Source organism: Nocardia sp. NPDC049190 (assembly GCF_040648115.1).
Lineage (GTDB): Bacteria > Actinomycetota > Actinomycetes > Mycobacteriales > Mycobacteriaceae > Nocardia.
Window position 1 is genome coordinate 38,681 of record NZ_JBEZDE010000026.1, and the last position, 26,369, is coordinate 65,049.

The 26,369-nt window shown below is 65.3% G+C and carries 20 protein-coding genes and 4 pseudogenes; 12 read left to right on the forward strand and 12 right to left on the reverse strand.

Features of this window, described 5'->3' with window-relative positions; genetic code table 11:
- Positions 1-18 precede the first annotated feature (18 nt).
- The 5 genes from AB0B25_RS21900 to AB0B25_RS21920 form a co-directional block, all read right to left on the reverse strand.
- Positions 19-861, reverse strand: coding sequence for a TIGR03621 family F420-dependent LLM class oxidoreductase (locus AB0B25_RS21900; protein ID WP_357182426.1), 843 nt, complete (start codon positions 859-861; stop codon positions 19-21).
- A 66-nt stretch (positions 862-927) separates the two neighbouring features.
- Complete coding sequence (locus tag AB0B25_RS21905; RefSeq protein WP_357182429.1) at positions 928-2,115, reverse strand: Ig-like domain-containing protein; 1,188 nt, start codon at positions 2,113-2,115, stop codon at positions 928-930.
- Between the two features lie 669 nt (positions 2,116-2,784).
- Positions 2,785-4,008, reverse strand: a complete 1,224-nt coding sequence (locus tag AB0B25_RS21910; RefSeq protein ID WP_357182432.1) for a cytochrome P450 — start codon at positions 4,006-4,008, stop codon at positions 2,785-2,787.
- A 19-nt stretch (positions 4,009-4,027) separates the two neighbouring features.
- A complete protein-coding gene (locus AB0B25_RS21915; RefSeq protein ID WP_357182435.1) occupies positions 4,028-5,152 on the reverse strand; it encodes a radical SAM protein in 1,125 nt (374 codons plus the stop codon).
- Positions 5,153-5,525: 373 nt separating this feature from the next.
- A complete protein-coding gene (locus AB0B25_RS21920; protein WP_357182438.1) occupies positions 5,526-6,650 on the reverse strand; it encodes a cytochrome P450 in 1,125 nt (374 codons plus the stop codon).
- Between the two features lie 372 nt (positions 6,651-7,022).
- Here AB0B25_RS21920 and AB0B25_RS21925 point away from each other — a divergent pair, with 372 nt between their 5' ends.
- Positions 7,023-7,187 (forward strand): hypothetical protein, encoded by a 165-nt coding sequence (locus tag AB0B25_RS21925; protein ID WP_357182441.1) that lies wholly within the window; start codon positions 7,023-7,025, stop codon positions 7,185-7,187.
- Here AB0B25_RS21925 and ligA read toward each other — a convergent pair.
- Both ligA and AB0B25_RS21935 read right to left on the reverse strand, forming a co-directional pair.
- A complete protein-coding gene (gene ligA, locus AB0B25_RS21930; RefSeq protein ID WP_357182444.1) occupies positions 7,184-9,175 on the reverse strand; it encodes an NAD-dependent DNA ligase LigA in 1,992 nt (663 codons plus the stop codon). The genes AB0B25_RS21925 and ligA overlap by 4 nt on opposite strands.
- A gap of 475 nt (positions 9,176-9,650) precedes the next feature.
- Positions 9,651-10,091, reverse strand: coding sequence for an Lrp/AsnC family transcriptional regulator (locus tag AB0B25_RS21935; protein WP_357182554.1), 441 nt, complete (start codon positions 10,089-10,091; stop codon positions 9,651-9,653).
- 79 nt (positions 10,092-10,170) lie between these two features.
- Between AB0B25_RS21935 and AB0B25_RS21940 the strand changes: the two genes are divergently transcribed.
- The 3 genes from AB0B25_RS21940 (at position 10,171) to AB0B25_RS21950 (ending at position 11,910) form a co-directional block, all read left to right on the forward strand.
- Entirely contained in the window at positions 10,171-10,914 is a 744-nt protein-coding gene (locus tag AB0B25_RS21940) for an AzlC family ABC transporter permease (RefSeq protein ID WP_357182447.1), read from the forward strand.
- Entirely contained in the window at positions 10,907-11,230 is a 324-nt protein-coding gene (locus tag AB0B25_RS21945) for an AzlD domain-containing protein (RefSeq protein ID WP_357182450.1), read from the forward strand. Before AB0B25_RS21940 ends, AB0B25_RS21945 begins: the two co-directional genes overlap by 8 nt.
- A gap of 311 nt (positions 11,231-11,541) precedes the next feature.
- Entirely contained in the window at positions 11,542-11,910 is a 369-nt protein-coding gene (locus tag AB0B25_RS21950) for a hypothetical protein (protein WP_357182452.1), read from the forward strand.
- A gap of 231 nt (positions 11,911-12,141) precedes the next feature.
- On the opposite strand, the pseudogene AB0B25_RS21955 reads toward AB0B25_RS21950, so the two are convergent.
- Positions 12,142-12,561 (reverse strand): annotated as a pseudogene (locus AB0B25_RS21955) (short-chain dehydrogenase); the annotation flags it as partial.
- A 57-nt stretch (positions 12,562-12,618) separates the two neighbouring features.
- Here AB0B25_RS21955 and AB0B25_RS21960 point away from each other — a divergent pair.
- The 6 genes and pseudogenes from AB0B25_RS21960 (at position 12,619) to AB0B25_RS21985 (ending at position 20,871) form a co-directional block, all read left to right on the forward strand.
- Complete coding sequence (locus AB0B25_RS21960) at positions 12,619-13,227, forward strand: TetR/AcrR family transcriptional regulator (RefSeq protein ID WP_357182455.1); 609 nt, start codon at positions 12,619-12,621, stop codon at positions 13,225-13,227.
- 502 nt (positions 13,228-13,729) lie between these two features.
- A complete protein-coding gene (locus tag AB0B25_RS21965) occupies positions 13,730-15,706 on the forward strand; it encodes a neutral/alkaline ceramidase (protein ID WP_357182458.1) in 1,977 nt (658 codons plus the stop codon).
- Positions 15,707-15,940: 234 nt separating this feature from the next.
- Complete coding sequence (locus AB0B25_RS21970) at positions 15,941-17,611, forward strand: bifunctional 3'-5' exonuclease/DNA polymerase (RefSeq protein WP_357182461.1); 1,671 nt, start codon at positions 15,941-15,943, stop codon at positions 17,609-17,611.
- A gap of 407 nt (positions 17,612-18,018) precedes the next feature.
- Positions 18,019-18,843, forward strand: a pseudogene (locus tag AB0B25_RS21975) (mycofactocin-coupled SDR family oxidoreductase); the annotation flags it as partial.
- 182 nt (positions 18,844-19,025) lie between these two features.
- A complete protein-coding gene (locus AB0B25_RS21980) occupies positions 19,026-19,724 on the forward strand; it encodes a hypothetical protein (RefSeq protein ID WP_357182464.1) in 699 nt (232 codons plus the stop codon).
- Positions 19,725-19,956: 232 nt separating this feature from the next.
- Positions 19,957-20,871 (forward strand): serine hydrolase, encoded by a 915-nt coding sequence (locus AB0B25_RS21985; RefSeq protein ID WP_357182467.1) that lies wholly within the window; start codon positions 19,957-19,959, stop codon positions 20,869-20,871.
- A gap of 243 nt (positions 20,872-21,114) precedes the next feature.
- Here AB0B25_RS21985 and AB0B25_RS21990 read toward each other — a convergent pair whose 3' ends face one another.
- The 4 genes and pseudogenes from AB0B25_RS21990 to AB0B25_RS22005 form a co-directional block, all read right to left on the reverse strand.
- Entirely contained in the window at positions 21,115-23,196 is a 2,082-nt protein-coding gene (locus AB0B25_RS21990; protein ID WP_357182469.1) for a serine/threonine-protein kinase, read from the reverse strand.
- A gap of 640 nt (positions 23,197-23,836) precedes the next feature.
- A complete protein-coding gene (locus AB0B25_RS21995) occupies positions 23,837-24,097 on the reverse strand; it encodes a hypothetical protein (protein WP_357182557.1) in 261 nt (86 codons plus the stop codon).
- A pseudogene (locus AB0B25_RS22000) lies at positions 24,054-24,986 on the reverse strand (AMP-binding protein); the annotation flags it as partial. The pseudogene AB0B25_RS22000 and the gene AB0B25_RS21995, both read right to left, overlap by 44 nt.
- Positions 24,886-25,446, reverse strand: a complete 561-nt coding sequence (locus tag AB0B25_RS22005; protein WP_357182472.1) for an AMP-binding protein — start codon at positions 25,444-25,446, stop codon at positions 24,886-24,888. The pseudogene AB0B25_RS22000 and the gene AB0B25_RS22005, both read right to left, overlap by 101 nt.
- Here AB0B25_RS22005 and AB0B25_RS22010 point away from each other — a divergent pair.
- Together AB0B25_RS22010 and AB0B25_RS22015 are read left to right on the forward strand one after the other, a co-directional pair.
- Positions 25,412-25,513 (forward strand): annotated as a pseudogene (locus AB0B25_RS22010) (helix-turn-helix domain-containing protein); the annotation flags it as partial. The gene AB0B25_RS22005 and the pseudogene AB0B25_RS22010 sit on opposite strands and share 35 nt — an antisense overlap.
- Positions 25,514-25,617: 104 nt before the next feature.
- On the forward strand, positions 25,618-26,103 hold the full coding sequence (locus tag AB0B25_RS22015) for an IclR family transcriptional regulator C-terminal domain-containing protein (RefSeq protein ID WP_357182475.1): 486 nt from the start codon (positions 25,618-25,620) through the stop codon (positions 26,101-26,103).
- The last annotated feature ends 266 nt before the right edge of the window (positions 26,104-26,369 follow it).

Here is a 26,369-nt window from a genome sequence, read left to right on the forward strand (position 1 = left end):
TTCTGCAAACGGGGAACGTCACCGCAGCTGCTTGATGACCTCAGCGAACGCAGTCATGTCCGGCTCCAGGACGCTGACATAGCTGATGCCGTGTTCCTCGCGATACCGCCGCAGCCGGTCCGCGATCTCACGCGCAGAGCCGACCAGCACGCCGGGCAACTGACCGAGCTGGGCGTCGTCGAGACCGCTGGCCTGGCGGATGATCGTGAGGTCGAGCTTGTCCACGCTCTCGCCCACCGCGGCGACGAACAAGTTCAGTTCGATATCGTCAGAGCGGTCGCCCGCGGCCGCACGCAGGACTCGAACACGGCGGGCGAACGCTTCCTCCGGGGCCACGCCCGCCGTCACCCCCGCCATGATCGAGAAACTGAAGATGTCAGCCTCGCGGGCGCCCACACGTAGCATGCGGTCGCCGGACCCCGACAGCATGATCGGCGGCAGCGGTTGGTCGGCCTCCGCGGCCAGCAGGCCGCGCGTCGCGGCCAGCGTCGCCTCCAGCTTCCGCACGCGTTCGCCTCCGGTGCCGAACGGCAGGCCCGCGGCTTCGAACTCGGCCGGGACATATCCCGTACCGAGGCCCAGTTCCAGGCGGCCGTCCGTGAGACGGTGCACGTCGGCGACGTCCCGGGCCAGATACGCGGGGCTGACGATGCCCGCATTGAGCACATAGGTACCCAGCCGCATGCTTGTCACGTCGGCCGCGGCCACCAGCGCCGGGAACGGCGACGGCATGCCCAGGTGATCGGATACCTGCAGTACGTCGTACCCCAAGTCCGCTACCTTGCGTACACGATCACGCCAGGCAGATCGAGAGTTCACGGTGAACAGACTGACGCCGAAACGGAACGGGTAATCGGTCATGACAGCCCTTCGTGCTGGTCTGGGCAGCGAAATGGAATCGGTGACCTACTTGTTCGAGTCACCGTGTCACGTGTGCGCGCCGCGAAGCCAATCGGACCAGGGGATGCTCCAATCGCCGTTCTGCCAGATATCGAGGGGGTCGCCGCCGGTGTTGCGGACCTCGACGACGTCGCCCGGGATGACGAAGTCGTAGAACCATCCGGCATCGTCGGGGGAGATGTTCAGGCAGCCGTGTGAGACGTTGGTGTTGCCCTGGGCCCACATGCTCGACGCCAGTTCGTGCACGAAGATTCCGTCGTGGCTGATGCGGACCGCGTGGTTGATGCTTGTGCGGTAGCCGAGCCCGGAGTCGACGGGCAAGCCGTAGCTGGCGGAGTCCATGATCACCGGGTCTTTTCGGTCCAGCACGGTGTAGATGCCGGGGCGGGTCCAGAACGACATGACTCTGCCACCGACGACCTCGGTGCCACCCATGCCCATTGATGTGGGCATGGTGCGCACCAGGTTTCCGTTGTCGAAGACCTCGATCTGTTTCGTGTTGTCGTCGGCGATCGCGACGTGCGCGCGCCCGATGGTCACCGAGACCCGTTGGTCACGCAGGCCGTAGCGGCCCTCGCCGAGCGCGACGCCGAAAAGCTCGGCCGCGATCGTGATTCTGGTCCCGGGTGCGTGATAGTGCTCGGGTCGCCAGTGTGCGTTTTGGTCGTCGAGCCAGTACCAGGCGCCGGTGACGGCGGGCTGCGTGGTGACTTTCAGGTGGCGTTCCACAGCTGCCCGGTCGACGGCCTCGTCGAAATGGGCCACGAGTACGAAACCCACTCCATAGGTGTCGCTTTCGGCCAGGTCGACGAGATTGGCGGAACGCAAGGAGACGTCGACCAGCTGTCGTGGTTGGACCGTGGTGCAGGTCGTCGTGGCGGTCACGTCGCCGGTTTCGCCGTGTGCCACGGCTTTCGCGGTGTAGGTGTGTCCATAGCCGAGTGGTTCGGTGCTGGTCCAGGTTCGATGATCGGGTGCCGATGCGCCTGGCAGCCGTCGACCGGTTTCATCGATCCATTCGACCGACCGCAGCGTCCCGCCGCTGACCGTGACCGCACCAGGGGTGCGCGCATCGACGTCGCGGGTGCCGGGCGGAGGATCGAATCGAAGTGTGGCGGGTTCGGGGGGCGCGGGCTTTCGCAGCCCGCATCCGGCCAGGGCGAGGCCACTCGCACCGGCGAAGCCGACCAGCAGCCGACGACGTCCCAATGCCACCGCGTTCCTCCCTTCGCTGGATGTCGGGCCGACCTCTCTCCGCCAGCATGTGGCAGCCACGCGCCGGCCGAGATGCCAACGAGCAGCATCTCCACCGATCCGTCGCACAACCGACACCGTTCCGCGATCGCTCCGGGTGCTCGTCAAGACGGTCATGTGCGGTCTGCGAAACCCGGATAATCGCACGGTCCGCTGCCCTGAACAGCCGGACGGATACCAGCTCAGGGCCGCATTACAGTGACCTGGTTGTCAATGACTGCTCGGCGGCGGAGTGCGGCCGAGGTCGCGGATGCAGTCATTGACGAAGCGCGCTCATCGGTCCAACCGCGGCTGGCGAACCACTCGGTGGCCGCACCGCGGGGGTAGATGTAGATCATCTGCACCCACTCCGAGCCCGCGTCGTCCTGATTGCGCTCGCGGTGGCGGCCTACGGAGCATTGAATCAATCTTCCCGACCACGAGCGCGCCCGCGCAATCGAACCGACGGTCAGATCAGTGTGGCCGCGCGCCGGTGCGGCGCAATGGATCGAGAAGTCCCTGCCTCGGCGCGCGTTGATGCCGTATCCGAACAACTGAACTGTCGGGTAGCGTGCCGGTTCGGGTTTCGGACCCGCACAGTTGGCGGCCTCGAACCGTCGGCTGATCGAGGACGTCGTGCAGGCGTGCGCATCAGGCTTCGAGGACGACGGGAAGTCGGCGCAATCCGTGGAGCGCGCGGGAACGCAGGGGAGCGGGCTGTCCCGCGATCTGGACGTTCGGATACCTTTCGATGAAGCGCTGAACGGCGACAGCAGCTTCCGCACGGGCCAGCGCAGCGCCGATACAGAAATGGATCCCGGCGCCGAAAGTGAGGTGGCGACGAAGTTCTCGGCGTTGCGGATCGAATACGTGTGGGTCGGTGAAGATTTCCGGATCGCGATTCGCGGCGGCAAGAAGCAGCACGATCGGCGTTCCAGCCGCGATGGCCCGACCGGCCAGCCAGGTGTCGGTCTTGGCGACCCGGACGACATACTGGACGGGGGTATCGTAACGCAAAGATTCCTCGATCACCGGCGCATAGTCGCCGTCGGTCGGCCGGAGGTTAGGCTGCCGCAGCAGCGTGTGCAGGGCATTTCCGATGAGGTGTGTGGTGGTGCCGAAACCGCCGACCAGAAGCATGCTGCAGGTGGCGATGGCGTCGCGCAGGGTCAGGCGGGCCGGACATTGCTGCGCCAAAACGGCAATGAGCCCGGCGCTCCGCGGGTCGACGTGGTTGAGACGATCCCTGAAATACGCTGTCATCTCGGTGACGAGCGCATGGGAACGCTGACGTTCCTGCGATGTTCTGGCGCCGTCCAGCAACGAGGCGAGCGCGTTTCCCCACGCGGCGAAACGCAGGGCCTCCGTGTCCGGTAGGCCGAGAATACGGGAGATCATCGCCAAGGGAACGGCTTCGGCATAGTTGGTGATCAGATCGGTGACCCGACCGCGCGGAAGCTCGTTCAGGCAGTGCTCGACACTCTTTTCGATCCGGGGCCCGAGGTCGGCAAGTTCACGCCGGTGGAATGTGGGAGCGACCAGGGACCGCAACTCCGTGTGCCGGGGTGGTTCCAGCTTCAGAAACGAGTCGTCGACCGGATGCACGAACGTGAGGTCTCCGCTCGTCTTCCGGCGGCTGGAGGCGCCGATGGGCGTCGGGCCGAAGTCGCTGCTGGTGAGAACCTGGTGGCTCAGAGCGTGGGAGGCGGTGAACAGCAGGCCGCGGCGACTCGTGGCCAGGGCGCCCCGGGCTCGGACCTTCTCGTATTGCCGATGCCGATCCGCCCCGGGCCGGGCCCAGAGGATCCTGGCGCCCGGGTCACCACGAAGGACATCCGAGAAGAGCCGAGCCTTCTCCAGAGACATTGTTGCCATTATCGATTGGCACCTGACACTATGCTCCGACCGCCGGTTCGGCGGGCGCCTGTCGGGCGGGGTGGTAGCTGGACCAGTAGTACTGGCGGTAGAAGTTCTCGGCCAAAGTCACCCAGGTCTGTAGCTGGTCGAGATCACCCAGGAACCGATGCATATTGACAAGCAGCCAGCTCCATACCGCCTGACTGTCCCGGCAGTTGTCGCAGTCTCCGGTGGTGGCGCAATACTGAACACTTTGGTCGGATCGATAGGCGTTGAAGCGGCCGACGATCGGATGCCCCTCGGTCAGGCGCTGGGCATGTGCCGGGTGATCGTTGCTGATGCTGGGGCAGGTCTCGGCGCCGAAGGTACCCCAATGGGTACGGCCGGTGACCAAGGTGCGGAAGTAATAGGGGTGCCCGACAACGGTATCCGGATAGGTCTCGCGCATCCGGTTCATTTCCTGGAGCACCCGTTCTTCATTGCGTATCCGCGCTGCGGGATCGGTACCGTAGTCGCTGTAGTAACCGAAGTTGATCTGGTTGCCATTGTTGGCGATGGCCTCCACTGTTCGTTCGAGGTATGGCATCCCTGCCTCACTGAGCGTATAGACCCAGATGGCCCGCGGGTCATCGGCATAGGTACGAAGCGCCGAGTCGAACAACCCGCTGATCCGCCGACCGTTGGGTCGGTAACCACGCAACTCGTCGTCAACCGGTCCGCCGCCCCACAAGGACACCGCGATGGCGAGATCTTCCAGTCCGTCGTAGGGTATCGGCCGCGTCCCGTTCGTCACCACGGTGACATTGCGAATCGTCTTCGCGAACACGCGGATGCGATCCAAGACCAGTGCTGGTTCACCGCCGATCAGCAGTGTGCTGGTGATTCCGGAATCGCGTAGCTGTTCGGCGAACGCGCGGATCGACCCCAGATCACGAATCTCGGTGCTCTGCTGGTCCATTTCATGTTCGAAGAACCAGCACCCCTTGCACCGCAGATTGCACGCGTCGGTAACCCAGACCTCCACCGTGCGAATTCCTCGGGCTTCTGCCTGCACGCGCATCAAGCGCTCAGCCAAAGCTGGATCCTCTTGCGCGAGTTCAAATGCGCGGGTTAGAATGCGTTCCTTGCCTGGCCTGATATCCAGGAAAATGGGTTGAGCCACGGCATCCTCCTCAGTGCGATGCGGCAAGGCCTGCTCGCTGCCAGATGTCACCGGCGAGTCGACGACGTCAACAACCAACAGTGCTGCCGATGCGCTGCCGAACCGGGGGATTCGGCAGGCGGTCAGTGGGATAGCGGATTCGAAGCGGTCTTACGGTACTGGAATCGGTAGCGCTGCAAAGGATTCTAGAATACCCCCAGCTACGGTGCGGCCCGTTTTTACGATATTCCCGATGATTCTCGAAATTTGCTCGAGCGCAACAATATTCGGTACGGAATTGCGGCATATTCATGCGGTGGCTCCGCAACGCAGCGTACTTGCGATATTGTGAAAAGGCCTCGGGGCAGCCGCATGTGGCTAGATGAGAGCGACGTCACGGGCCGAGTGGTGGCGATGGGGGAAACATCACCGGCATCGCTGAGAGCGCGCGATGGAAAGGTCCTGGCCGCCAATGCAGTTGCTCGACCTGACAGGCGAGCCGCATTTCGGGGAGCGCGTCGAGCAACTGATCGATCGCGTTCTGGGCAACCATATAGGCAATCGACCTGGCGGGGCAGGCATGCTGGCCGGCGCCCCATGCCAGATGCGCGTTGTTGTCGGTGTACTCGCCCGAGTGGATCGCCGGATCGTTGTTGCAGGCCGACATGCTGATGATGACCGGCTGATCGGCGGGCAACCACACTCCGTCGAGCATGATCGGCTGCCTTGGGTAACTGAGACAGTAATTCGCCATCGGCGGATCGGTGTACAGCAGTTCGTTGAGTGCGTCGCGGGTCGTAGGAGTCGCGCCGAGTGACGTTGTGCCGGTGAACCGCGGGTCGGTGATCATGAGTAGCAGGGTGTTGACCGTCAGGTTGGTCAGCGGCTCTATCCCCGCCCCGTAGAGCACGGCCAACTGGTGCACCATCTCCGAGTCCTGGAGCTGCGCCGGGTGAGCCAGTAGACGAGAGGTGATGTCGCGGCCGGGTTCGGCTCGCTTGAGTGCGACCAGCTCCAAGAGTGCTTCATTGATCCTGGCGTCCGCTTCGGTGGCTGCGGCGCCGCCTTCGAACATGGCGGCCATGCCGGCGGCGATCTGCTGCCCGAGATCCGGCGGGCAACCAAGCATGGCGTTGAGCATGTGGAAGGTCAGCGGGAAGGCGTACTGGCTGATGAGTTCGGCTTCGCCGTCCATGCAGAAGTTGTTGATCAGAGGGGCGGCAACCGCTTCGACATTCTGGTGCATGGAGAACAGATCGACCCCATCGAGAGCGGCCGTGATCGCCTGCCGGTATCGGGCATGTTCCGGTCCGGTGCTGCGCATCACATTGGGTCGCCAGCCCATCATCGGCATGAGCGGATGGTCGGCAGGAACGGTTTTCTCCCACGAGCGCGCGTCGGCCGAAAAGCGTTCGGGGTCATTGAAAACCCGAATCGCGGTGTGGTATCCGATCACCAAAGTGGCTGGGACATTAGGGGCCAGCTCCACCGGCACGAGAGTTTCGTTCCGACTGCGCATCCGGGCGAAGACACGATGCGGATCGGCGGCATACTCCTCGGAGTACAGAGCAACGCGAGGCGGGGCACCGGTCCCACCGGGCGTGGAGTACGGACAGCCAGCAGTGCGGGTTTCGGGCGACGGTAGGGCCTTGGTCAATGCCGGGAACTCCAATGAACAGCGCAGCGTCAGAGGCAAGAAGTTGTCTCAGTTACGACATCTCCTGTATCAGAACAGTATTGCCGTGGCGGATCGACCGCAAGGGGAGGGTAGTGCGATCGACCGGCGGCACGTGCCTGGTTGGATCGGAGAGCCGCACAAGACCGCCAGAAGCGCAGACCGGGTCGGTGACAGCCTCGTCGGTCGCAGTGCAGGTCCGGCCGGGTTCACCAGGTGACGGGGTACGGTGACCGGGCCGGCGTCAGCGTGGCCGCGAACCCATTCGATGTCGTGTTCCTTGCCGTGCAACCGCAGGCTCGCAACCCGAACCATTGGTTGCCCGCGGGATCGCAGCATGACGACGCGTTCCCGTCGGTGCGGCCGGGTTTGCCGGTCTAGATGACCTCAGCGGCGATCAGCAGGGTCCAGATCTCGCCTTGGTCGATGACTTCGACACCGAGCTTCTCCGCCTTGGTCAGTTTGCTCGCACCGACTCCCGCGCCGGTGATCAGCAGGTCGGTGCTCGCTGAGACCGAGGACGCCGCCGTCGCGCCCGCCTTCTCACACAGGCGTTGGAACGTTGGGCGGGCGACCTTCTCGCCGGAGCGCGGGTCGCTGATAGCGCCGGTGATCACCACCGTCTTGCCTTTCAGGGGTGCGCCGACCGCGATGACCGGGGGGAGGTCCTCCTCGAGCACGTCCAGACAGACGCCTCGCGCTCGCAGCCGCTCCAGTTCCGGACGCAGCCGATCCAGGTGCGTGACCAGGGAGGCGGCGACCTTCGGTCCGATATCCTCCACCGACACGAGCCGTTCCTCGCTCGCGTCGGCGACTTCCTCCAGGGAGCCGAATCCCGCTCGGGCCAGGCGCGCGGCGGTGCCGTCGGAGGCCATCGGGATCGCCAGACCGATCAGCGCACGGCGCAGGCCGACCTGCCGGCTGGCATCGATCGAGTCGATCATGCGCGCGGCCGAGACCTCACCGATGCGGTCGAACTCGAGCAGGCGCTCCTTGGTCAGGGTGTAGAAGTCCGAAGGGCGCTCCAGGATGCCCGCCTCGGCCAGGCGTTCGATCCACACCTGCCCGATGGCGTCGATGTCCGCCGCTGCCCGCGACGCCCAGTGGATGAGCCTGCGCACCGTCTGTGCGGGGCATGAGACGTTGGTGCAGAACAGTTCCCGGCTGTTGCCCTGCTCGGTCACCGACTGCTCGCACGAAGGGCAGGCGGTGGGCGGCACGATCTCGCGTTCCTCGCCCGTGCGCTTGGCGGCGTCGAGTACGCCTGCCACGAACGGGATCACGTCGCCCGCGCGGCGCACCAGTACCGTGTCACCGACCTTGATGTCGCGGGCGCGGATCACCTCTTGGTTGGCCAGCGTAGCCTTCGTGACCGTCGTGCCGCCCACGAACACCGGTTCCAGCCACGCGACCGGGACGATCTTGCCCGTCTTGCCGACATCCCAGACCACCTCGGCCAACAATGTGGTCTTCTCCTCGGCGGCGAACTTGAACGCCAGCGCGCCACGCGGGGAGTTCGACCGAGTCCCGGCCGCCGCGTACGCATCGCGGTCGGCCAGCCGCAGCACCGCGCCGTCGAGGTCGTAGTCCAGTTCGTTGCGGCCCTGCTCGATCGCGGTGATCGCCGCCTGCGCCTGCTCGGCGTCGGCGCAGAGCCGCATCTGGGCACACGCCACGCCCAGTGCGCGCAGCCCCTGCCCCAGGTCGACTGCGGCGCCGTCGGCAGAGGCATCCAAGTCGAAGCCGAAGAACTGCAAGCGACGCTCGGAGACTGTGTCCGGGTCCTTCGCCCGTAGCGTGCCCGCCGCGGCGTTGCGCGGATTGATCAGCGGCTTGTCCGGATGCGCCGTGTTGTAGGCGAGGAAGGTCGAGCGCAGCATCACCGCCTCGCCGCGCACCTCCACCCGCCCAGGGACGTCAATTCGCTCAGGGACGCCATCGACCAATGCGCGGACCAGCACGGTCACGTCGTCACCGGTGGTGCCATCACCCCGGGTCACGGCACGTACCAGCCGCCTGTCCTCGAAGACCAAGGCCAGGGACAGGCCGTCGAGCTTCGGCATCACCACGACAGACTGGCCGGGAAAGCGGTTGAAGAATGCCGCGACCTGCTCCGGCTTGGTCGCCTTCTCGAGCGACAGCATCGGACGCGAGTGCCGAATCGGGGAGTGCAGTACCGCTGGCGCGCCGACCTGCTCCAGCGGATTCGGGTCGGGCGTGAGGTCGGGATGTTTCTCGATCAGGCAACGTAACTCGTCCTCGATTGCGTCGTACTCGGCATCCGCGACCAACGGCGAGCCCTGGTAGTAGGCATCGCGCAGCGCCACAATGCGGTCCGCGAGCTCTTGGATTCGTTCCCCAGTGTCCACAGCACCCGACGCTACCGATACCCACCGACACCCACCTGGAACGACGACGCGAGGGGCCTTCAGCCTGCTCGCCGCCTCCCTCTCGTAGTGGGTTGACCGAATTCCGCGTCGCTCGCCGAACCGCCGCGAGCAGGATCTCCGCAACCACGGCCGGACAGAATCGTGGCGAATACGACTGTCCCGCAGAGACGGACGTCACCGGTTGCGTGCTGCACAGCGACCGCGGATCGCGATGTCGGAGCCGAAAAATGCGTGCACGCCTCGTCCTGTCACAGCGGGGCCCGGTCGCAGGACCGCGTCGGCGTGGCCGGCACGCGCCGGTCGGGCCGAGCGCGTCGACTTGGTGGTCGGTGCTCCAGGTCCAGGCGCGGACGTAGCCAGATCGAGGCTACGGTTCGTAATATCGGCACGCCACCGGGCCCACGACCCAACGGCGCCCGCATGCCCGGTGCCGCAGTGACCGGATCGGATCGGTTCAGTCGTCGGTTTTGATCTTCTTCATGATCAGGTGGGAATCCACTCGCGCGACCGCCCGCAAACCCATGAGCTTGCTGGTCAAGAAGGTTTCGAAGACCTCGCGGTCGGCCACCGCGACACGGACGAAGTAGTCGGGACGGCCGAAGAGACGATGGAATTCCACGACCTCGTCGTAGGAGGCGATCGCGTTCTCGAATTCTTCGACCGTCTGCAGATCATTGATGCTGATCTCCACCGCCACGATGACCTCGAACGCCCGGCCCGACGCCGCCGGATCGATACGCGCCCGGTAGCCACTGATGATCCCGGCGTCCTCGAGCCGCTTCACCCGGCGAAGGCAGGGTGGCGGCGTGAGGCCCACGCGCTTGGCCAGCTCGACATTCGTCAGCCGCCCGTCCCGGCGAAGTTGTAACAAAATATCTTGATCGACCGAATCCAGCAGCATTTCTTTCCAATACTCGCGGTTCTGCGGAATTTTCGGAAACCATATTACGCCCCTACCCACATAAAATAATCAGATGAACAGTTCGACAGGGACGGCGCATTCCGGGATCGCGGGCCCACCACGTCACGAACGGTCGCGGCCGGATCTGCGGGCGGCGCTGGCCGACTCCAGCTCGGTCGGACTCGCGTTGTTCCTCCTCGGTTCGACCCTGGGTGTACTGGTCGTTCATTCACATCTGGCCTGGTGGTGGGCACCTGCCTTCGCCGGTGTCGTCTACGCCGGATCCCTGGAATTCCTCCTGATCGGGCTCGTCACCGCGACCACACCACTGGCCCAGGTGGCCTTGACCGCGTTTCTGGTCAATTTCCGCCACGTCTTCTACTCGCTGTCCTTTCCGCTGCACCGGATCCGCGGCCGGTGGGCCAAGGCATATGCGACCTTCGTGCTGACCGATGAGGCCTACGCACTGACCACCAGTGCGTCCGCGCGGGAATGGAGCGGTAGACGCATCCTGTGGCTACAACTCCTGTGTCAGGGCTACTGGGTCGCCGGCGCCACCGTCGGCGGCAGCGCCGCGGCTCTGCTACCAGTACGACTCGAGGGACTCGACTTCGCTCTGACCGCACTGTTCGTCGTGCTCGCCATCGATGGTTACCGCGCCGACCGCGACATACCCGTCCCGGTCACAGCGCTGGTCTGCGCGCTGGTGGCCCGGATCCTGCTGCCGGGACAACTGCTGCCGACCGCCCTGGGCCTGTTCACCGCCGCACTGTTGATCCGTCGAGCGCTCACCACGAAAGACCACTCCCGTGCCTGACACCAGCTACCTGCTCTCTGCCGTCGCCCTCTGTGCCTCGATCACCTGGTCGCTCCGCGCACTCCCGTTCGCCGTCCTGGCCCCGCTGCGGACGAGCACCACTGTCGACTACCTGAGCCGGCACATGCCCGTCGGCGTCATGGTGATCCTCGCCGCATACACTCTGCGCGCCATCACGCCCGCTCAACTGACCGTCACCGGTCCCGCTCTCGCCGTCACCCTGGCGTTGCACCTGTGGCGACGCAACGCCGTACTCAGCGTCCTGACCGGCACGGCCCTACACGTCGCGCTGACAACGCTTCTCGCCCACAACTGAGCGCTCGGGACTACAGGTCCCGGCCGGGTGTCTCGAAACGTGGCGCTGAGAAGCAATCCCAGTCGCCGAGACGACGCGATCTCCGGACCCCGTGTCGGGCCGTCGGATCCGACCAGCAGCGATGAGTGGCGGTGTTTTCACGCTGTCCCGCAATAGAATCGGCTGCTCATCCGCACCAAGAATTCGCGCTTCGTCGAGTTCGCCGACGCCCGACGCGGCCGGGCCGTCGAAATCCGCTACGGCGCGCCTGCCGCAACTGGTTCATCGCCACATACATTCCATGATGAATAGCGCGAAAAGCGAGGAGACCGATGAGTAGCAGGCCGATTCAGCCGCGGACGCTGACCTACCTAGAAGTCGGCGTCGTCACCAAGCTGCTGTCCTCGGGCGCCGCCGGCACCGCCGAATACCTGGCACAGGTGCCGTATTGCCAGGTCATTGCAACCTGGGGCATCGGCTCACCCAGCGTCGATCTGGCCGTGCGGCCCGGTGCGGTGCACGCATCCGGTTCGCGAGACGGGATCTTCGCCAGCGGAGCGGTCACCGCTCGCGACGGATCACCGATCGGCGAGATCATGTTATGGGTCGAGAACGGCTGGCTCAGCGGAATCGAATATGCCTGGTATACAGACGAACGCCCAGACGCGCTGCCCGAGCCTGACCAGATCGAACTTCCGTAGCGCAAGATGACGATTGGGCGAAACGCCGACAGGAGCGGCAACGAACTGGACTACGCGTAGTCGGAGCCGAGTTCGCACCTGCTTCAGCCGCGATCCACCGATGTAATCGGGCGTAGCAATCCGAGTAACCGCCGGCGTCGGCACCCAAGCCGCCGCAGGAGATACCACCGCCTGTTCGCGTATTTGTGGCAGACGGCGGCGGGAGGGCTCGAGAATCGAACGGTCGGTCCCTCATAAGGGAAAGTCGATGCCCGTCAGTTCTTCGGAGCGGGCCCACAGGCGTCGCTGGAGATGGGCGTCATGGGATTGCGGGCTGGAGCGGACGACTGTGGGGTACCGCTTGCTCTGCTGGAATCCGCGCGGCCCGTAGTGCTGACCTCCCCGCACGTGCGGGTCAGTGGCCGCACGCAGCACGGGCAAGGCTCCCAGAGCAGGTGACTGCAGGAGCAGCGGCCGGATGACGGCGAACGCCGCGCGTGTGAGCGTGGCGGAGTGGGACATCGCTGTCTTCGAACCGGTGGTGTCGGCGCCGCCGGGGTGGGCTGCGACCGCGAGAGGGCCGGCGTCCGCCATCCTGCGCTGGAGTTCGTAGGTGAACAGCAGGTTGGCCAGCTTGGAGTGTCCGTATGCGACAGTCCTGTTGTAGGGGCGGTGTCCAGCCATGGTTAATGCCATTCACCATTGGTTAGTAATGTTAACCTTGGACGTGTGCGAGTCAACCGGACCCGGCCCACCGGCACCCACCACGGAGATCTGCGCAACGCACTGGAACAGGCCGCTCTCGCCCTGGTCGACGAGAAGGGCCCGCACGGATTCACCCTCGCCGAGGCATGTCGGCGCGCCGGGGTGAGCGTCGCGGCGCCCTACAAGCACTTCGCCGACCGTGACGCCCTGCTGACGTCGCTGGCACTGAAGGGCTACGAGGAGCAAAGGCGCCGCTACCGCGGCGCGGTCGACGCGCATACCGTCCCGGCCGACCAGCTGGCCGCGTTCGCCGCCGCGTATGTGCGGTTCGCCATCGAGGAGCGCGCCCTGTTCGACATCACCTTCCTGGCCGGCCTCGACAAGACCCGCCACCCCGAACTCGCTCGCGCGGGAAGCGTTCTGCACGACGACCTCACGCCGGTGACCAGCCGGATCACCGGTGCGGCGGAGTCGGCGCTGGATCTGCTGATCCAAGTGGCCACGGCCGCGCACGGGTTGGCGTTGTTCCATCGGCAGGACATGCTGCCCGGCGCCAGGAACTCCTCAGCCTGGGCGGAGGACCGCGCGGCCCGCACCGCCCACGCTCTCGCGAGCCGATACACCGCCGACTGATCAGGAGCTCATCGCGTCAGCGAACCGCTCAGGCGCCGAGAGGAAGCCAGCCCGCGAGTCCAACGATCTCCGTTTCGATTTCGGCAACCCACGTTTCATCGGTCAGTGTCTGCCGATGACATCGGGACGGTCCTCGATTGCCTTCGATCCAGCAGTGCTGCACTCCCGCAGCGGACAACCGGACGATCGGGGACCGACTCGAGAACGTCCAGCGCACCCTGGCTCTGCTTGGCGCCGACCAGGTCGAGGTGGCGCGAACGCATGGCGATAGGAGACGATGACACAGCAGGCACGGTGAGGCTCCGCAGATCAGGATCGGGTAGGAACTTTCATGGTCGACGATCTCGCCCCGCTTGCCCCGAAACCACCCTTCTCGACGTATGAAACCAGCGAAATCATGGGTCACACAACATAATCCCGACTTTGCTTTCGCTAGTTTGTCGGTGTAAGAATTCCAGACCGCTGCCGCGGGCCGGTTCAACAGGACGGAAGACAGAGGTCGATGCCGGAAACGAAGTATTCAACCGACCGCCACCTGGTCGGGCGCGCGATTGCCGACATCACCGGAGAAGCGGCCGAGGTCGGCATGCTCGGTTACGGCAAGGCCGATCAGAAGACCGCCGGAATACACCTCCGGTTGCGCGCTCGCGCTTTCGTCTTCGCGGACCCGATCCTCGATCGACGAGTGCTGCTGGTCGTGACCGACCTGCCGCTGATCTTCTCCAGCATCACCCAGGAAGTGCTGCGCCGCCTGGCTCAGCGCTTCGGCGACAGCTACACCGAGTCCAACGTGATGATCACCGCAACCCACACCCACTGCGGGCCCGGCGGTTATTCGCACCACCGGTTGTACAACAGCTCGATCGGTTTCCGCCCCAAGACCTTTGCGGCGATCATCGACGGTATCGTCGAGGCGGCAGAGCGGGCACACGAGGATCTCGCACCGGCCACTCTGCGTCTGATACACGGCGAACTGCGCGAGGCCAGCGTCAATCGCTCGCGTGCGGCATTCGACCGTAATCCGCAGGAGGACAAGGATTTCTTCCCCGACGCCATCGATCCGCGAACGACTCTGCTGCGCATCGATCGCGAGGGCGAACCGGTCGGCGCCATCAACTGGTTCGCCTCGCACGGCACGTCGATGACCAACGGAAACACGCTGATCAGCGGCGACCACAAGGGATACGCGGCCTATCACTGGGAGCGCGTGGTCGAGGACGTGGACTACCTGGCGGACCCGGATCCCGACTTCGTCGCAGCATTCGCGCAGACCAACGCCGGTGATATGTCGCCCAACCTCGACGGCAGGCCCGGTCACGGCCCCACTGACGACGAGTTCGAGAACACCCGGATCCTCGGCCTGCGTCAATACGAGGCCGCTGCGAAACTCGCCGCCGGGTACATGCCTCGAATGGCCGGCAGCATCGATCACCGCTTCGTGCACGTCGACCTGTCCGCGGTGACCGTGTCCGCGGAGTTCACCGGAGATGGGCGCGAGCACCGCACCGGCAGACCTGCCGCAGGGGCGGCCGCCTTCGCCGGTGCGGGGTTCGACGGGCCCACCCACTGGAAGACCTTTCGCGAAGGCCGTAATCCGGGCTGGGATCTGCTGTCGCGGTTGGCGTACCGGTTCGCGCCGGCACTGCGGGATGCGCAGTCACCCAAGGCGATCGTCGCTCCGGGCGGGCTGCTCAATCGGCTCAGGCCGTATGTACAAGAGATCGTTCCGGTGCAACTCATCCAGATCGGCGAGCTGTATCTACTCGGCATTCCCGGCGAAGCGACGATCACCGCCGGCCTGCGGTTGCGGCGCACGGTGGCGGCCATCCTCGGCACCGAGCTGGCCAACGTCGTGATCGCCGGATACAGCAACGCCTATGTCCATTACGTCACGACTCCCGAGGAGTACGACGCACAGCACTACGAGGGCGCGAGCACCTTGTTCGGTCGATGGGAGTTGCCGGCTCTGCAGCAGATCGCTGCACAGCTCGCGACAGCGATGCGCGACGAGAAGGCGATGCCGTCCGGCGCCGCGGCACCCGATCTGTCGCAACTGCAGCGACCGTCGAAAACAACGCCGCCGCCGGACTTTCCATCAATGGGACGGAACTTCGGCGACGTGCTCACCGAGCCGGAGCCGGCGTATCACGCCGGAGAGCGGGTGAGTGTCGAATTCGTCGGCGCGCACCCCAACCACGACTTGCACCGTGGCAGTACTTATCTCATGGTGCAGCGGCGCGACGGGGAACGCTGGCGAACGATCGCCGACGACGGCGACTGGTCGACCACCTTCAACTGGTCGCGTGGACCAGCCCAGAGCTCGCGAGTCACCATCGGCTGGCACATCCCCGCCGACGCGACTCCCGGCAGCTACCGGATCCGGTACTTCGGTGACGCCGTGCGGCTCGGCACCGACTGCGTCCCTTTCAGCGGCACCTCACCCGAGTTCCGAATCCACGAAGACGATCACGGCGAATGATCACACCCACAGCGGCGAGCACCACCGAACCCGCTCGCTGGGCCTGTTGCCGACCTCGGGCTGATCGACGACCGGGTACTGGTCACCCGGATCCCGAATCCGGCAGACCGTGCACGGGGGACAGAGGTCGATCTCCGGCGTAGTCGATCTCCGGTATAGCAGCGCACTTCCGGAAACCGCCACCTGGTGGCGGATGTGTCAGCGATGTCAGTGTCCGCTGCAAGACTCGTGGACATGAGATGGGCGGTGGCGGAAACCGGCGAGGGTGGCGCCCGGCTGTGTCCACTCGATCAGGACGGTCGGCCTGCGGGACCGGTGCTGCACGAGTCCTCGCTCGCCGCGGCAGTGCGTTCACGTCCCGAGGTCGATCGGTGGGTGTGGCGATCGACCGCCGAGATCTATCGGCACCTGCTGGCGGCCGGTGTGCGCGTCGACCGCTGTTACGACGTCGAGGCCGCGGAGGCGCTGCTGATCGGCCACGAGGAGGGTCAGTCCGGGCAAGCCCACTCGTTGGCGGCCTCGTGGGCGCGATTGCACAATCTGCCCGTCCCGCCGGACGCGCCCACACGGCCCGCCGAGACCCAACCGTCCCTGTTCGATTCGGGCCCGGTGCCGCTACCACCCGGCACGGACGAGTTCACCGCACTGCTGGAGGTCTACGCGGGACAGGTGGCCCGCACGGCCGAAACCGAATGTCCGGAGCGGATGCGGCTGCTGCTCGCCGCTGAATCGGCGGGCATGCTGGTGGCCACGGAGATGTCTCGGGCCGGGATCCCCTGGCGTGCGGACGTCCACCGGGAGTTGCTCGACGTGTTGCTGGGTGAACGCATTCCGGGCGGGATGTTACCGCGCCGGATGGTGGAACTGGCCGATGAAGTGTCGCGTGCTTTCGGGGAAGGCGTGCGGGTCCGGCCCGACCTACCCAACGACATCATCAGAGCCTTCGCCCGCGTCGGGATCTCGTTGTCCTCCACTCGAAAATGGGAACTCCAGGAGATCGATCACCCTGCGGTAGCGCCACTGTTGGCCTACAAATCGCTCTACCGCCTCTACACCGCCCATGGCTGGTCCTGGCTCGAGCAGTGGGTACACGACGGCCGCTTACGTCCCGAATACGTGCCGGGAGGAACGATTACCGGCCGCTGGACCACCAACGGTGGCGGTGCCCTGCAGATCCCCAAGGTGATTCGTCAAGCGATCCGCGCGGACCCGGGTTGGCGCCTGGTGGTCGCCGACGCCGATCAGATGGAGCCACGCGTGCTTGCCGCGATCTCCCGCGATCCGGGGCTGATGGAGGTTGCCGGCCGCGGCGACGATCTGTACGCGGATCTGGCGATCCGCGCCTTCGACGGCGATCGCGCACAAGCCAAAGTCGCGCTATTGGGCGCCATTTACGGCCAGACCTCCGGGGATGCCCTTACCCACATGGCCGAACTTCGTCGCCGTTATCCGGCCGCGGTGGCGTATGTCGACGATGCGGCCAGTGCTGGTGAGGAGGGCCGCCTGGTGCGCACTTGGTTAGGCCGCACCTGTTCGCCGCCCCCCGAATCATCCGACCAGGCGGATCAGGAGCAGGGGTATTCCGGCGGGTATGGCAGCAACCCCGCGGCGCGTGCTCGTGGCCGCTTCACCCGAAACTTCGTCGTGCAGGGTAGCGCAGCCGACTGGACGCTACTGGTGTTGGCGGGTCTGCGTCATGCCATGACCCGCGCGGGGCTGCGCGGCGAACTGGCCTTCTTTCAGCACGACGAGGTAATCGTGCATTGCCCGGCGGAAGAGGCCGAAACGGTCGCCGCGGCGATCGCGACCGCGGCCGAGACCGCCGGCCGGATCGCCTTCGGGTCGACACCGGTGCGGTTCCCTTTCACGACCGCGGTGGTGGACTGCTACGCAGACGCCAAGTGAGGATCCGCGGTGATCCCGCGACACATCCAGAGCCCTCCGCCACGGAGCGACGGAACCTGCCCGCGCCCCACGCACGGTCTGGAAATCGCTGATGCGACCCCGACAGCCCCGGACTCGCCCCTGGCTCGACCTGCTCCCCGACGAAGTCGCACCCGCGATCTCGAGCGCCGACGAACACGGGACAGTCGTGTGGCGGTAGATGGTTTTGCTGGAGAACCTGAAGGTGTCGGCGATCGGTAACGATTACGCATGGCTCGGTAGCACGGTCTGGATCGACGGTAACGTCGGCTGCATCGAACCTACCGACGATGCGAAGCCAGTGCTCGGCCCTGCCGTCCCACGGTGCGAGTGTCGACTGTTGTCAGAACCATTGTCATGTCGAGTCAGGCGGAGGCGAACAGGCCTATGGGCAAACTGACGGCAAGGTCGCATTCATCACGGGTGCGGGGCGCGGTCAGGGTCGAAGTCATGCCGTACGTTTCGCGCGCGAAGGCGCCGACATCATCGCGATCGATACCACTGCGATGGTGGGTAGTGTCGAGTATCCGCTGGCCAGCGCCGAGGATCTCGCTGCGACAGCGCGTTCGGTCGAGGCAGCTGGCCGGCGCATCGTCGCTCGCGACGCCGATGTCCGCGACTATGCGACCATGGCGGCCGTGGTCCAGGAGGGAGTAACCACTTTCGGCTGGCTCGATATCGTTGTCGCCAACGCGGGTATCGCCAGCCCGGGGCCGACGCTCGAAATGAGCGAAGAGACCTGGCAAGACATGATCGATATCAACCTCACCGGAGTATGGAAGTCACTGAAGGCTTCGGTCCCACACATCATCGACGGCGGGCGAGGCGGCTCCGTTGTCGTGACAAGCTCGTTGGCTGCGATGTACGCCAACGAGAACATAGCCCACTATTCGGCAGCCAAGGCAGGTCTGGTCATGCTGATGAAGGTGCTGGCGAAAGAGCTGGCTCCGCAGAGTATCCGAGTCAACACCGTCCATCCCACGATTGTGACCACCGCAATGGTTCTCAACGAATCCACATTTCGGCTGTTCCGGCCCGACCTGGAGAACCCCGGGCACGCCGAGTGGGAGGAAGCGGCCCGGACTCTGAACCGGCTTCCGATCGCGGCGTTGGAACCCGAGGACGTGACCAACACTGTTGTGCATCTCGTGTCCGATGACGCAAAGTTCGTCACCGACACTACACAGATGGTCGACGCCGGTGGATCACTGTGATCCTCCCGCGTATCGCGCCGACCCGAACTGCCGCGAAGTTGTGGGAAAGCGAGACCTGCTCAGGCAGAGAGCAATTACGCGATTTCGCCGAACTGCAGTGCGGATTTCGGAAGCGGAGGACCGGTTCGGCACTCGGGCGACCCACCGGTGGTTCGTGAAGGCAAACCTGCATGATGGGGCGCATGCTCCCCACCGACCATCTGGCACAGGCGGACCGTCATCCCGCTGTGATCGTTACACCCCTCGGCACAGTCGAGTTCTCCGTCTCGCTCGGATCGGATGCGCTACCGGCCGAGCCGAATACTGTATGGCGCTTGGCGAACGGCTCACGCCTGCACCGGTGGCGCCATCCAACCGCAACGGTTGATCTGCTGATCGGAAGCATCGACGTACCGCCCTGGGACGGCGACGTACCGGTCCCGATGTGGGCCGGAATCTGGCAGGTGCAGGCATGCGACGGGTTGCCCGGATTGGTCGTCTCGGCCGAACTGACCAACGTGCCCGCCGATGCCTACGGCGGCCCGGATTCCGGCGAATGCCTCGCGGCCGTGAGTGTCGAGAACGAACACTTCATGGTGTCGATCGGCGGCCCGGATTCCGAACTGCTGGCCATGCATGCCGCGGACGGTCGGCTGATGCCCGCCAGTTGGGCGCACCTGCTGCGCACCGGTGAGCACGAGATCCCCACCGCATACGGTGTGCGATACACAGATCCGGCCCGAATTACGTGGCATCTGCCCGGCCTGGCCACCGGGGAAGTGGCCCGACTATGTATCGCGACCGCCTGGTGCCCCCGCGACGGCGATCGACCCGCGGCCTGGTACGCAGTCGACATCCCGCTCGACACCGCCTACCACCACCTCATCGCCGATCCGACCTGACCGACAAAGGGCCCCATGCCGAGACGATCCCCGGCCGTGTCGCCCGCGGGCCAGGCCCGTTGCGGTGAACTGTGTCGATGCCGTCAGTGGGCGGGACGCGCAGCGGTCGCACCCGAGAAGCGTCGGCCTCAGAACATCTCTGGATCAGCCGGCCGCATGCTCGCCGAAACGGCGCGGCGATTCCGTCGATGAAATCCCACTGGTCGACGGGGTCGCACGACACAATGTGGCGATGCGGACATTTGCCCGATTGTTGCACGCTGCCATCGCCGGGACGCTGGTCGTGGTAGCCGGTCATAGCGTCGCGGCCACCCCTGCCGCGAGCGATGCCCACCTTCAGTTGCCTTGGCTGACTTCCGAGCCGGCTGCGGTGCAGGCGTCCGGGGCAGCGCTGGCGGACGGAATCACCGGCACGGTGCTGTGGTCGCGACAGCCGAATATCCCGGTCCCGATCGCCAGCATCACGAAGGTGATGACGGCACTGGTCGTGATCAACACCGGCGACCTCGACCGGACCATTACCGTGCCGCAAGAAGCCATCGCCTACAGCGCCGAGTACGACGGAAGCACCGCAGACCTGGTCCCCGGCGAGGTGCTCACCGCGCGCCAGCTCCTCTACGCGATGATGCTGCCGTCCGGCTGCGACGCGGCCTATGCCCTTGCCGAGGCCTACGGGCCCGGCCAAGAAAACTTCATCGCCACAATGAACGAGACCGCACATCAAATGGGCTTGACCGGAACGCATTTCACCGACCCCAGCGGACTTCCCGCCCCCACCGACCACTCCACCTACTCCACACCGGCGGACTTGGTGGCCCTCGGCCTGCGCGCTATGAGCCTGCCGGTGTTCCGCGACATCGCCGGGTCGCAGAGCTATCACCTGCCCGCCGGCCCGGGCAACCGCGATCATCTCTGGCAGACCACGAACTTGCTGCTGCACGACTATCCCGGCACCGTCGGCATCAAAACCGGATACACCGACGCCGCGGGAACCTGTTTGCTGTTCGAGACGGTCCGGGCAGGGATACCGCTGATCGGTGTCGTCCTGCACAGTTCACCCGACAGCGACGTCGCCGCAAAGAACGACGCCGAGCGCATGTTGGACTGGGTCTACGACCCGATCCTGAGCGCGCTGCCGATCGGTTAGCGCCGAATGCGGCAGTCCGCCCGCGGATGGTGCCCTTCCCTACAAGGTCCTTGCCGCTGTCGAGTCGAAACCGGTGCTGTCCGAGCGTAGTGCGCGGGTCGGACACGGTACGCCGGTCGTGCAACCCTCGGCATTGCCGGTCAGGCGGGCTTCGACATTGTCGATGGCGAGGGCGACAACCAGTGCGGGGATTGATGCGCATGAAGGCCGGCCCACCCAACGGCTGATGGATAGGGCTGCTGGTCAGCGTTGGTGTCCGGCGACAGCGGGCCGCGCGCCGACCGAGCCGACCAGCTGCATTTCGACAGTGGCGCGGCTGGTCGCGGGACACGGGTCGGCTTTGTCACGGACCCATGTGCCTGCAAAGAATTCGGTGGGGTCGGGTCTGGCAGTGGACGGGAACAACTGCCAATGAAATGTCGCGTTGGTGTGCGGCTCGTTCGAGCCCACGTTGCAGGGATAAGGACTGGTATAGCTGGTTTGCCATACCCCGCTTTCGAGCACGAACAACGGAGAAAAGACGGCGCGTGGATCTGTCCGCGGATCTGCCTGTGTCGTCGCGGCGCAGCGGTCGCCGCTGCGTACGCAGATGGTGTCGTATCGCTGCCTGATCTTGTCCGGCGGTGGAGGCTTGGGAAGATCCGGTGTCGCTGTGTAGGTGACGGTCACGTCGTAGGTGCCACTGATCAGCGCGATGGGCGGGCTATCGACGCGGACGGGAATGGTTTCGGGCGGAACGACGGCGACCTTCGGGTCGATGTCGCCGAGGCGGGAAAGCGTTATCTCTTCCTCTTGGATGTACGCGCAGGGCCCGCCGACGAAGGCGGAGTAGGTTCCGGTCCACGACGGGGCACTGGATCGAAATTGGAGCCGCTGCCATGCCGGGACGATTTGGGGCATATTGGTGATCGGACTTTCACAATCGGCATCGGGCTGGGGCGATAGCTCTCTCGTGATCAACCACGTGCCGTCGCGATAGTCCGCGACGAACTGAGTTGGAGCTTTCTCCGGCTCGGACGGGTTCTGGCTGGTTATCGCGGCTACACAGCGTTCGCTCTGTGGTGGGCAGTGCGATCGAACCGACCACACCCGAGTATCTCGGGGCCGGTCGTCCGGCTTCCCGTTCATAGTTCGGGGGGTATAGGTGACCTCGTACTTGCCGTCGAAAGCGAGCTGGGCTATGGAGCGGTGGGTCAGTTGCCAAATTCCCGCCACCATCGCCGCGGCGATCAGTACGGCAACCACGGCCACCGTTATGCGAATGACAGGCCGTTTACGTCGCGGTGGCGCCACGCCGTCTCTCCGGATCCGCACCGATTCGGATCGGAGGGGTTGCGGGCCCCCAGGATGTATGACGGGTCCGGCGTGGGCTGTGGAATCTTGCTCCGTGCCTGGTTCTGTGAGCGGGATCCGCGGCGGTGTGCCGGGCCGATCGCTGTGACCTTCGAATCCGTGCGTTGGGGTTGATGTAGTTCTGGTTCTGCTGCTACTTCCGGTGATGACCACGGGACCGGTGCTGAGGGCGTCGCGGGCGGCCGCGGCCAGTTCTCCTGCGGTCGGGTAGCGGTCGTCTGGGCTTTTCGCCATGCCCCGGGCGACGACATCGTCGAACCCGCCCGGCAGGTCGGGTCGGCGCGTGGTCGGCGCGGGAGGATCGGCTGTCAGGTGTGCTGCGATCTGTTGCTCCGTGCTGTTGCCCAGATAAGGTGGGATTCCCGTCAGGCATTCGCACAGCACACAGGTGAGGGCGTACACGTCGGATCGGGAGTCGGCAACGCTGGTTGTGAATCGCTCCGGAGCCATGTAGGCCAAAGTTCCTACCTGGGTGCCGGTACTGGTCAACGCGGTGTCATCGGCCGCGTGGGCGATGCCGAAGTCGATCAAATACACGAAGCCGCTGTCGGTGACCAACAGATTGGACGGTTTGACGTCGCGGTGCACCAAACTTTGGGCGTGTGCCGCATCCAGCGCCGCCGCGGCTTGGGTGATCACCGCCACCGCCATCTGCGGCTTCATAGCACCATCACGGTGAAGCAGAGTTTTCGCGTCGGCGCCCTCGATCAGGCGCATGTCCAGGTAGAGGTGGCCATCGATTTCGCCGTAACCGTGGATCGGGACCACGTGTGGTTCGCGCAGCTGGGCGGTATCGTGAGCCTCACGTCGGAATCGTTCCCGGAAGATGGGATCGCTCGCGCAGTGCGCGGGCAGTAATTTGACCGCCACTATGCGGTCGGTGACGGTGTCGTAGGCCCGCCACACCTTGCCCATGCCACCCTCACCGATCAGCTCCTGCAATCGGTAGCGGCCGAACGCTATACCGTTCATCGACCACCTCCCGCACGGATGGATCGCGTTCGCTATGAAGGATTCGCATAGCGAAAGGCTGCATACCGATCATATCGACCCCGGCATTCCTGGTGTGTCGGTCCCGAATTTTCTCCATCCGACACAGATATCTACGAATTCGAGTTGATCGGAGATGATGGGAAAATCGACAGACCGCTCGCAATTTCTGACCGGCAGCCTATTTTGCCGAGCTCGAAACGGCGACACGATCGAAAAATACATGAAAGGGGCGAAAACGATCGGTTGCCGATCGGATTCATTCGTGCCGCATAGATTCTCAGCGCGGATCATAAGCAGGTCCACATGGGCAGCAGGTCTGAATTTCGATGACCTGCTTTTCGCATCACGCGTGGGATGCCGGCTGCGATGGCCGAACAGCTGGTTCCGTGCGGCGGGCGACAAGTAGATCAGCAGGCTGCTCACCAGCACGCGGCCGGCAGGGCATGATCGAAGCCGCTGTCGTACAACGCTATCGGTCCAGCGCATAGTCGACGGTGCCGTCGGGCCTCGGCAGCCGGTACGCGCGAGCGTTCAGGCCGGCACCGAAGGCCACCGCGGGCCGCGGGCTGAGCGTGGCCGATTCCTTCGTGGTGTTATCCGGTGCGCGGCCGGCTCCGGCTCAGGATCGGCGCAGCTCGCGTCGGAGGATCTTGCCGCTGGCGGTTTTGGGAAGTTCGTCGACGAAGAAGACCGCACGCGGGTATTTGTACGCTGCCATCCGGGCCTTGCAGAAGTCGATCAGCTCGGCCTCGGTCACCGAGGCTCCCGCGCGCAGTGCGACGAACGCGTGCACCGTCTCCCCCTCGGTACTCGTCCGGCACGCCGATGACGGCGGCTTCACGAACCGAATCGTGGGAGTAGAGCACGTCCTCGACCTCACGTGGCCACACCTTGTAGCCGGCGGCGATGATCATGTCCTTCTTGCGGTCTACGAGGTAGAACCAGCCGTCGGGGTCCATGAACCCGACGTCGCCGGTGCGCAGTTCGCCGCCCGGGAAGGACGCGGCGGTGGCGTCCGGGCGTTCCCAGTAGCCGGCGGCGACCTGCGGTCCCGAGATCAGCAGCTCGCCGACCTCACCCGGTGGGAGGTCGCGGTGGTCCTCGTCGACGATCCGAGCGTGGACGGCGGCGATCGGCACCCCGATCGAGAGTGCTCCCGAGTCGGGGTCGACCGGCGCGCGCTGGTCGGGCGGTACGACGTGGGTGATCGACGATGTCTCGGTCAGCCCATAGGCGTTATGGATGTAGCCACCGAGCACAACCTCGAGCTTGTCGGCCACGGCCGGTGCGATCGGCGCCCCGCCGGAGTAGATCTTCGTCAGCGAGCGGAAGTCCGGCGGGCCCACGCCTGGCACCGCGGCGAGAGCGACGAACGCGGTAATGGCGCCGACAGTGAACACGGGTCGGTGCTCACGGATCGCGTCGACCATGACCGCGGGGTGGAATCGATGGCTCAGCACGAGCGGCGCGGGGATGAGCAGCGACAGGATCCCGTGGCCCACGAGGCCGGTGATGTGAAACAGGGGTGCGATGGCGAGGATCGCGTCCTCTGGCCCGAGCTGCATCCACTCGCGGTAGCTGCGCGCGTTGAACACGAAGTTGGCATGCGTGAGCTTCGCGCCCTTGGGGTCGCCTGTCGTGCCGGAGGTGTAGACGAGGAAGGCCGTGTCATGGGGACCTGCGGGAGGAACGACGATCGGTCGACGCCCGGTGTGTTCCTCGAGCAGTGTGACGAGGGTCGTGCGTCCCCTCGATCGTGGTGCGTGCACCGTTGCCGAGGCCGAACACACGCTCGTCGTCGCGGGTCTGGAAGTCGCGGCCCGAGAAGCAGACGACCATGTCGACCTCGGTGTCGCCGTCAGCCAGCACTGTTCGCGCGACGCCGTGCAGCCCGTCGCGGCAGATCAGCGCCCGGGAACCGGAGTCGCGCGGGACGTGGCCGAGCTCGCGTTCCTTGTACATCGGGTTGGCGGAGACCGCGATGCCGCCTGCCTTCCATGTCGCGAGCATGCCGATCACGAAGGCGCGGTTGTTCTGGGAGAAAAGCGCCAAGCGGTCGCCTGCGGCCAAGCCGAGCCCCTGCAGCGCTGCCGCGAGTGCGTCCGACGCCGCGTCCAGGTCGGCCACACTCAACGCGCCGTCGAAGTACCGGATCGCGTCCTGGTCGGGTGCGCGCCGAACCGCGTCGGTGAACATGTCGAGGAGGTTGGCGAACTCGGCCGACTTCACCCGTGAGACCGGCTACAACAAGACGACGACCTACCGGCTCCTCCAGACCCTGGTGTCCGTCGGTTGGCTGGTTCGGTCGGCGAACGGCGGCTATCGCCTGGGCACCCGACTCCTGGTCCTGGGCGCGATCGCACGAGCCCTCTCGACCTGCGCAACGAGGCCCTGCCGTTCATGCAGCGACTGGCGGACGAATTCGGCGACACCGCCTTCCTCATGGTCCCGGGCCAGCACGGAGCGGCGACGATCGAGACGAGCGTGGGAAGCAACGCGGTGCAGGTACACGGACTCGCGGTCGGTGCCGTGATCCCGTACCACGTCGCGGCGGGGCCCGTCGTGCTGGCGGCGTTCTCGCCGGAGATCGAGGCGGTCGCCCTGGCTGACGAACGCCGGCAGTTCACGCCCCGCAGCACTACCGCGAAGACGGCATTGCGGGCCAAATTCGCCGAGGTTCGCGAACAGGGTTACGCGATCAGCATGGAGGACTACAGCGACGACGTATGCGCCGTCGCGGCCCCCACACTCGGCCCCGACGGCCATGCGGTGGCGTCGCTGAGCGTCGGCGGCCCGACCAACCGCTTCACCGACGGGCTCCGCGAGCGGACCGTGGCGCGCGTAATCGAGTTCGCCGCCGCCCTGTCCACCCGCATGAACTCCTGATCGTCAGCGCCCTCCACCCCTGATCGACAAAGGAATCGGATCGACCATGATGACCGAGAGTGCCGGTGCGGCACCGAATCCGACAAAGCCAACCGCACGGTGACCAGCATGCGCAGCATGAGAAAGTGTAATTCCCAGAGAGTACAAGGCTGACCCGAAACTTCAGGGGATCCAACGCTTCCAGTGCGATGGGATCGCGCGGTACGTCGTGGGCTCGGTCTCATCAGACGGTGACCAACCCTTCGTCGAGCAAGTCAGTTGGTGCC

Excerpts from the sequence above, each read along its gene's own strand:
- AB0B25_RS21900 (WP_357182426.1), bottom strand. The coding sequence starts at position 861 with ATGACCGATTACCCGTTCCGTTTCGGCGTCAGTCTGTTCACCGTGAAC.
- AB0B25_RS21910 (WP_357182432.1), bottom strand. The coding sequence starts at position 4,008 with ATGGCAACAATGTCTCTGGAGAAGGCTCGGCTCTTCTCGGATGTCCTT.
- AB0B25_RS21920 (WP_357182438.1), bottom strand. The coding sequence starts at position 6,650 with ATGCGCAGTCGGAACGAAACTCTCGTGCCGGTGGAGCTGGCCCCTAAT.
- AB0B25_RS21940 (WP_357182447.1), top strand. The coding sequence starts at position 10,171 with ATGAACAGTTCGACAGGGACGGCGCATTCCGGGATCGCGGGCCCACCA.
- AB0B25_RS21950 (WP_357182452.1), top strand. The coding sequence starts at position 11,542 with ATGAGTAGCAGGCCGATTCAGCCGCGGACGCTGACCTACCTAGAAGTC.
- AB0B25_RS21965 (WP_357182458.1), top strand. The coding sequence starts at position 13,730 with ATGCCGGAAACGAAGTATTCAACCGACCGCCACCTGGTCGGGCGCGCG.
- AB0B25_RS21970 (WP_357182461.1), top strand. The coding sequence starts at position 15,941 with ATGAGATGGGCGGTGGCGGAAACCGGCGAGGGTGGCGCCCGGCTGTGT.
- AB0B25_RS21980 (WP_357182464.1), top strand. The coding sequence starts at position 19,026 with ATGCTCCCCACCGACCATCTGGCACAGGCGGACCGTCATCCCGCTGTG.
- AB0B25_RS21985 (WP_357182467.1), top strand. The coding sequence starts at position 19,957 with ATGCGGACATTTGCCCGATTGTTGCACGCTGCCATCGCCGGGACGCTG.
- AB0B25_RS21990 (WP_357182469.1), bottom strand. The coding sequence starts at position 23,196 with ATGAACGGTATAGCGTTCGGCCGCTACCGATTGCAGGAGCTGATCGGT.
- AB0B25_RS22015 (WP_357182475.1), top strand. The coding sequence starts at position 25,618 with ATGCAGCGACTGGCGGACGAATTCGGCGACACCGCCTTCCTCATGGTC.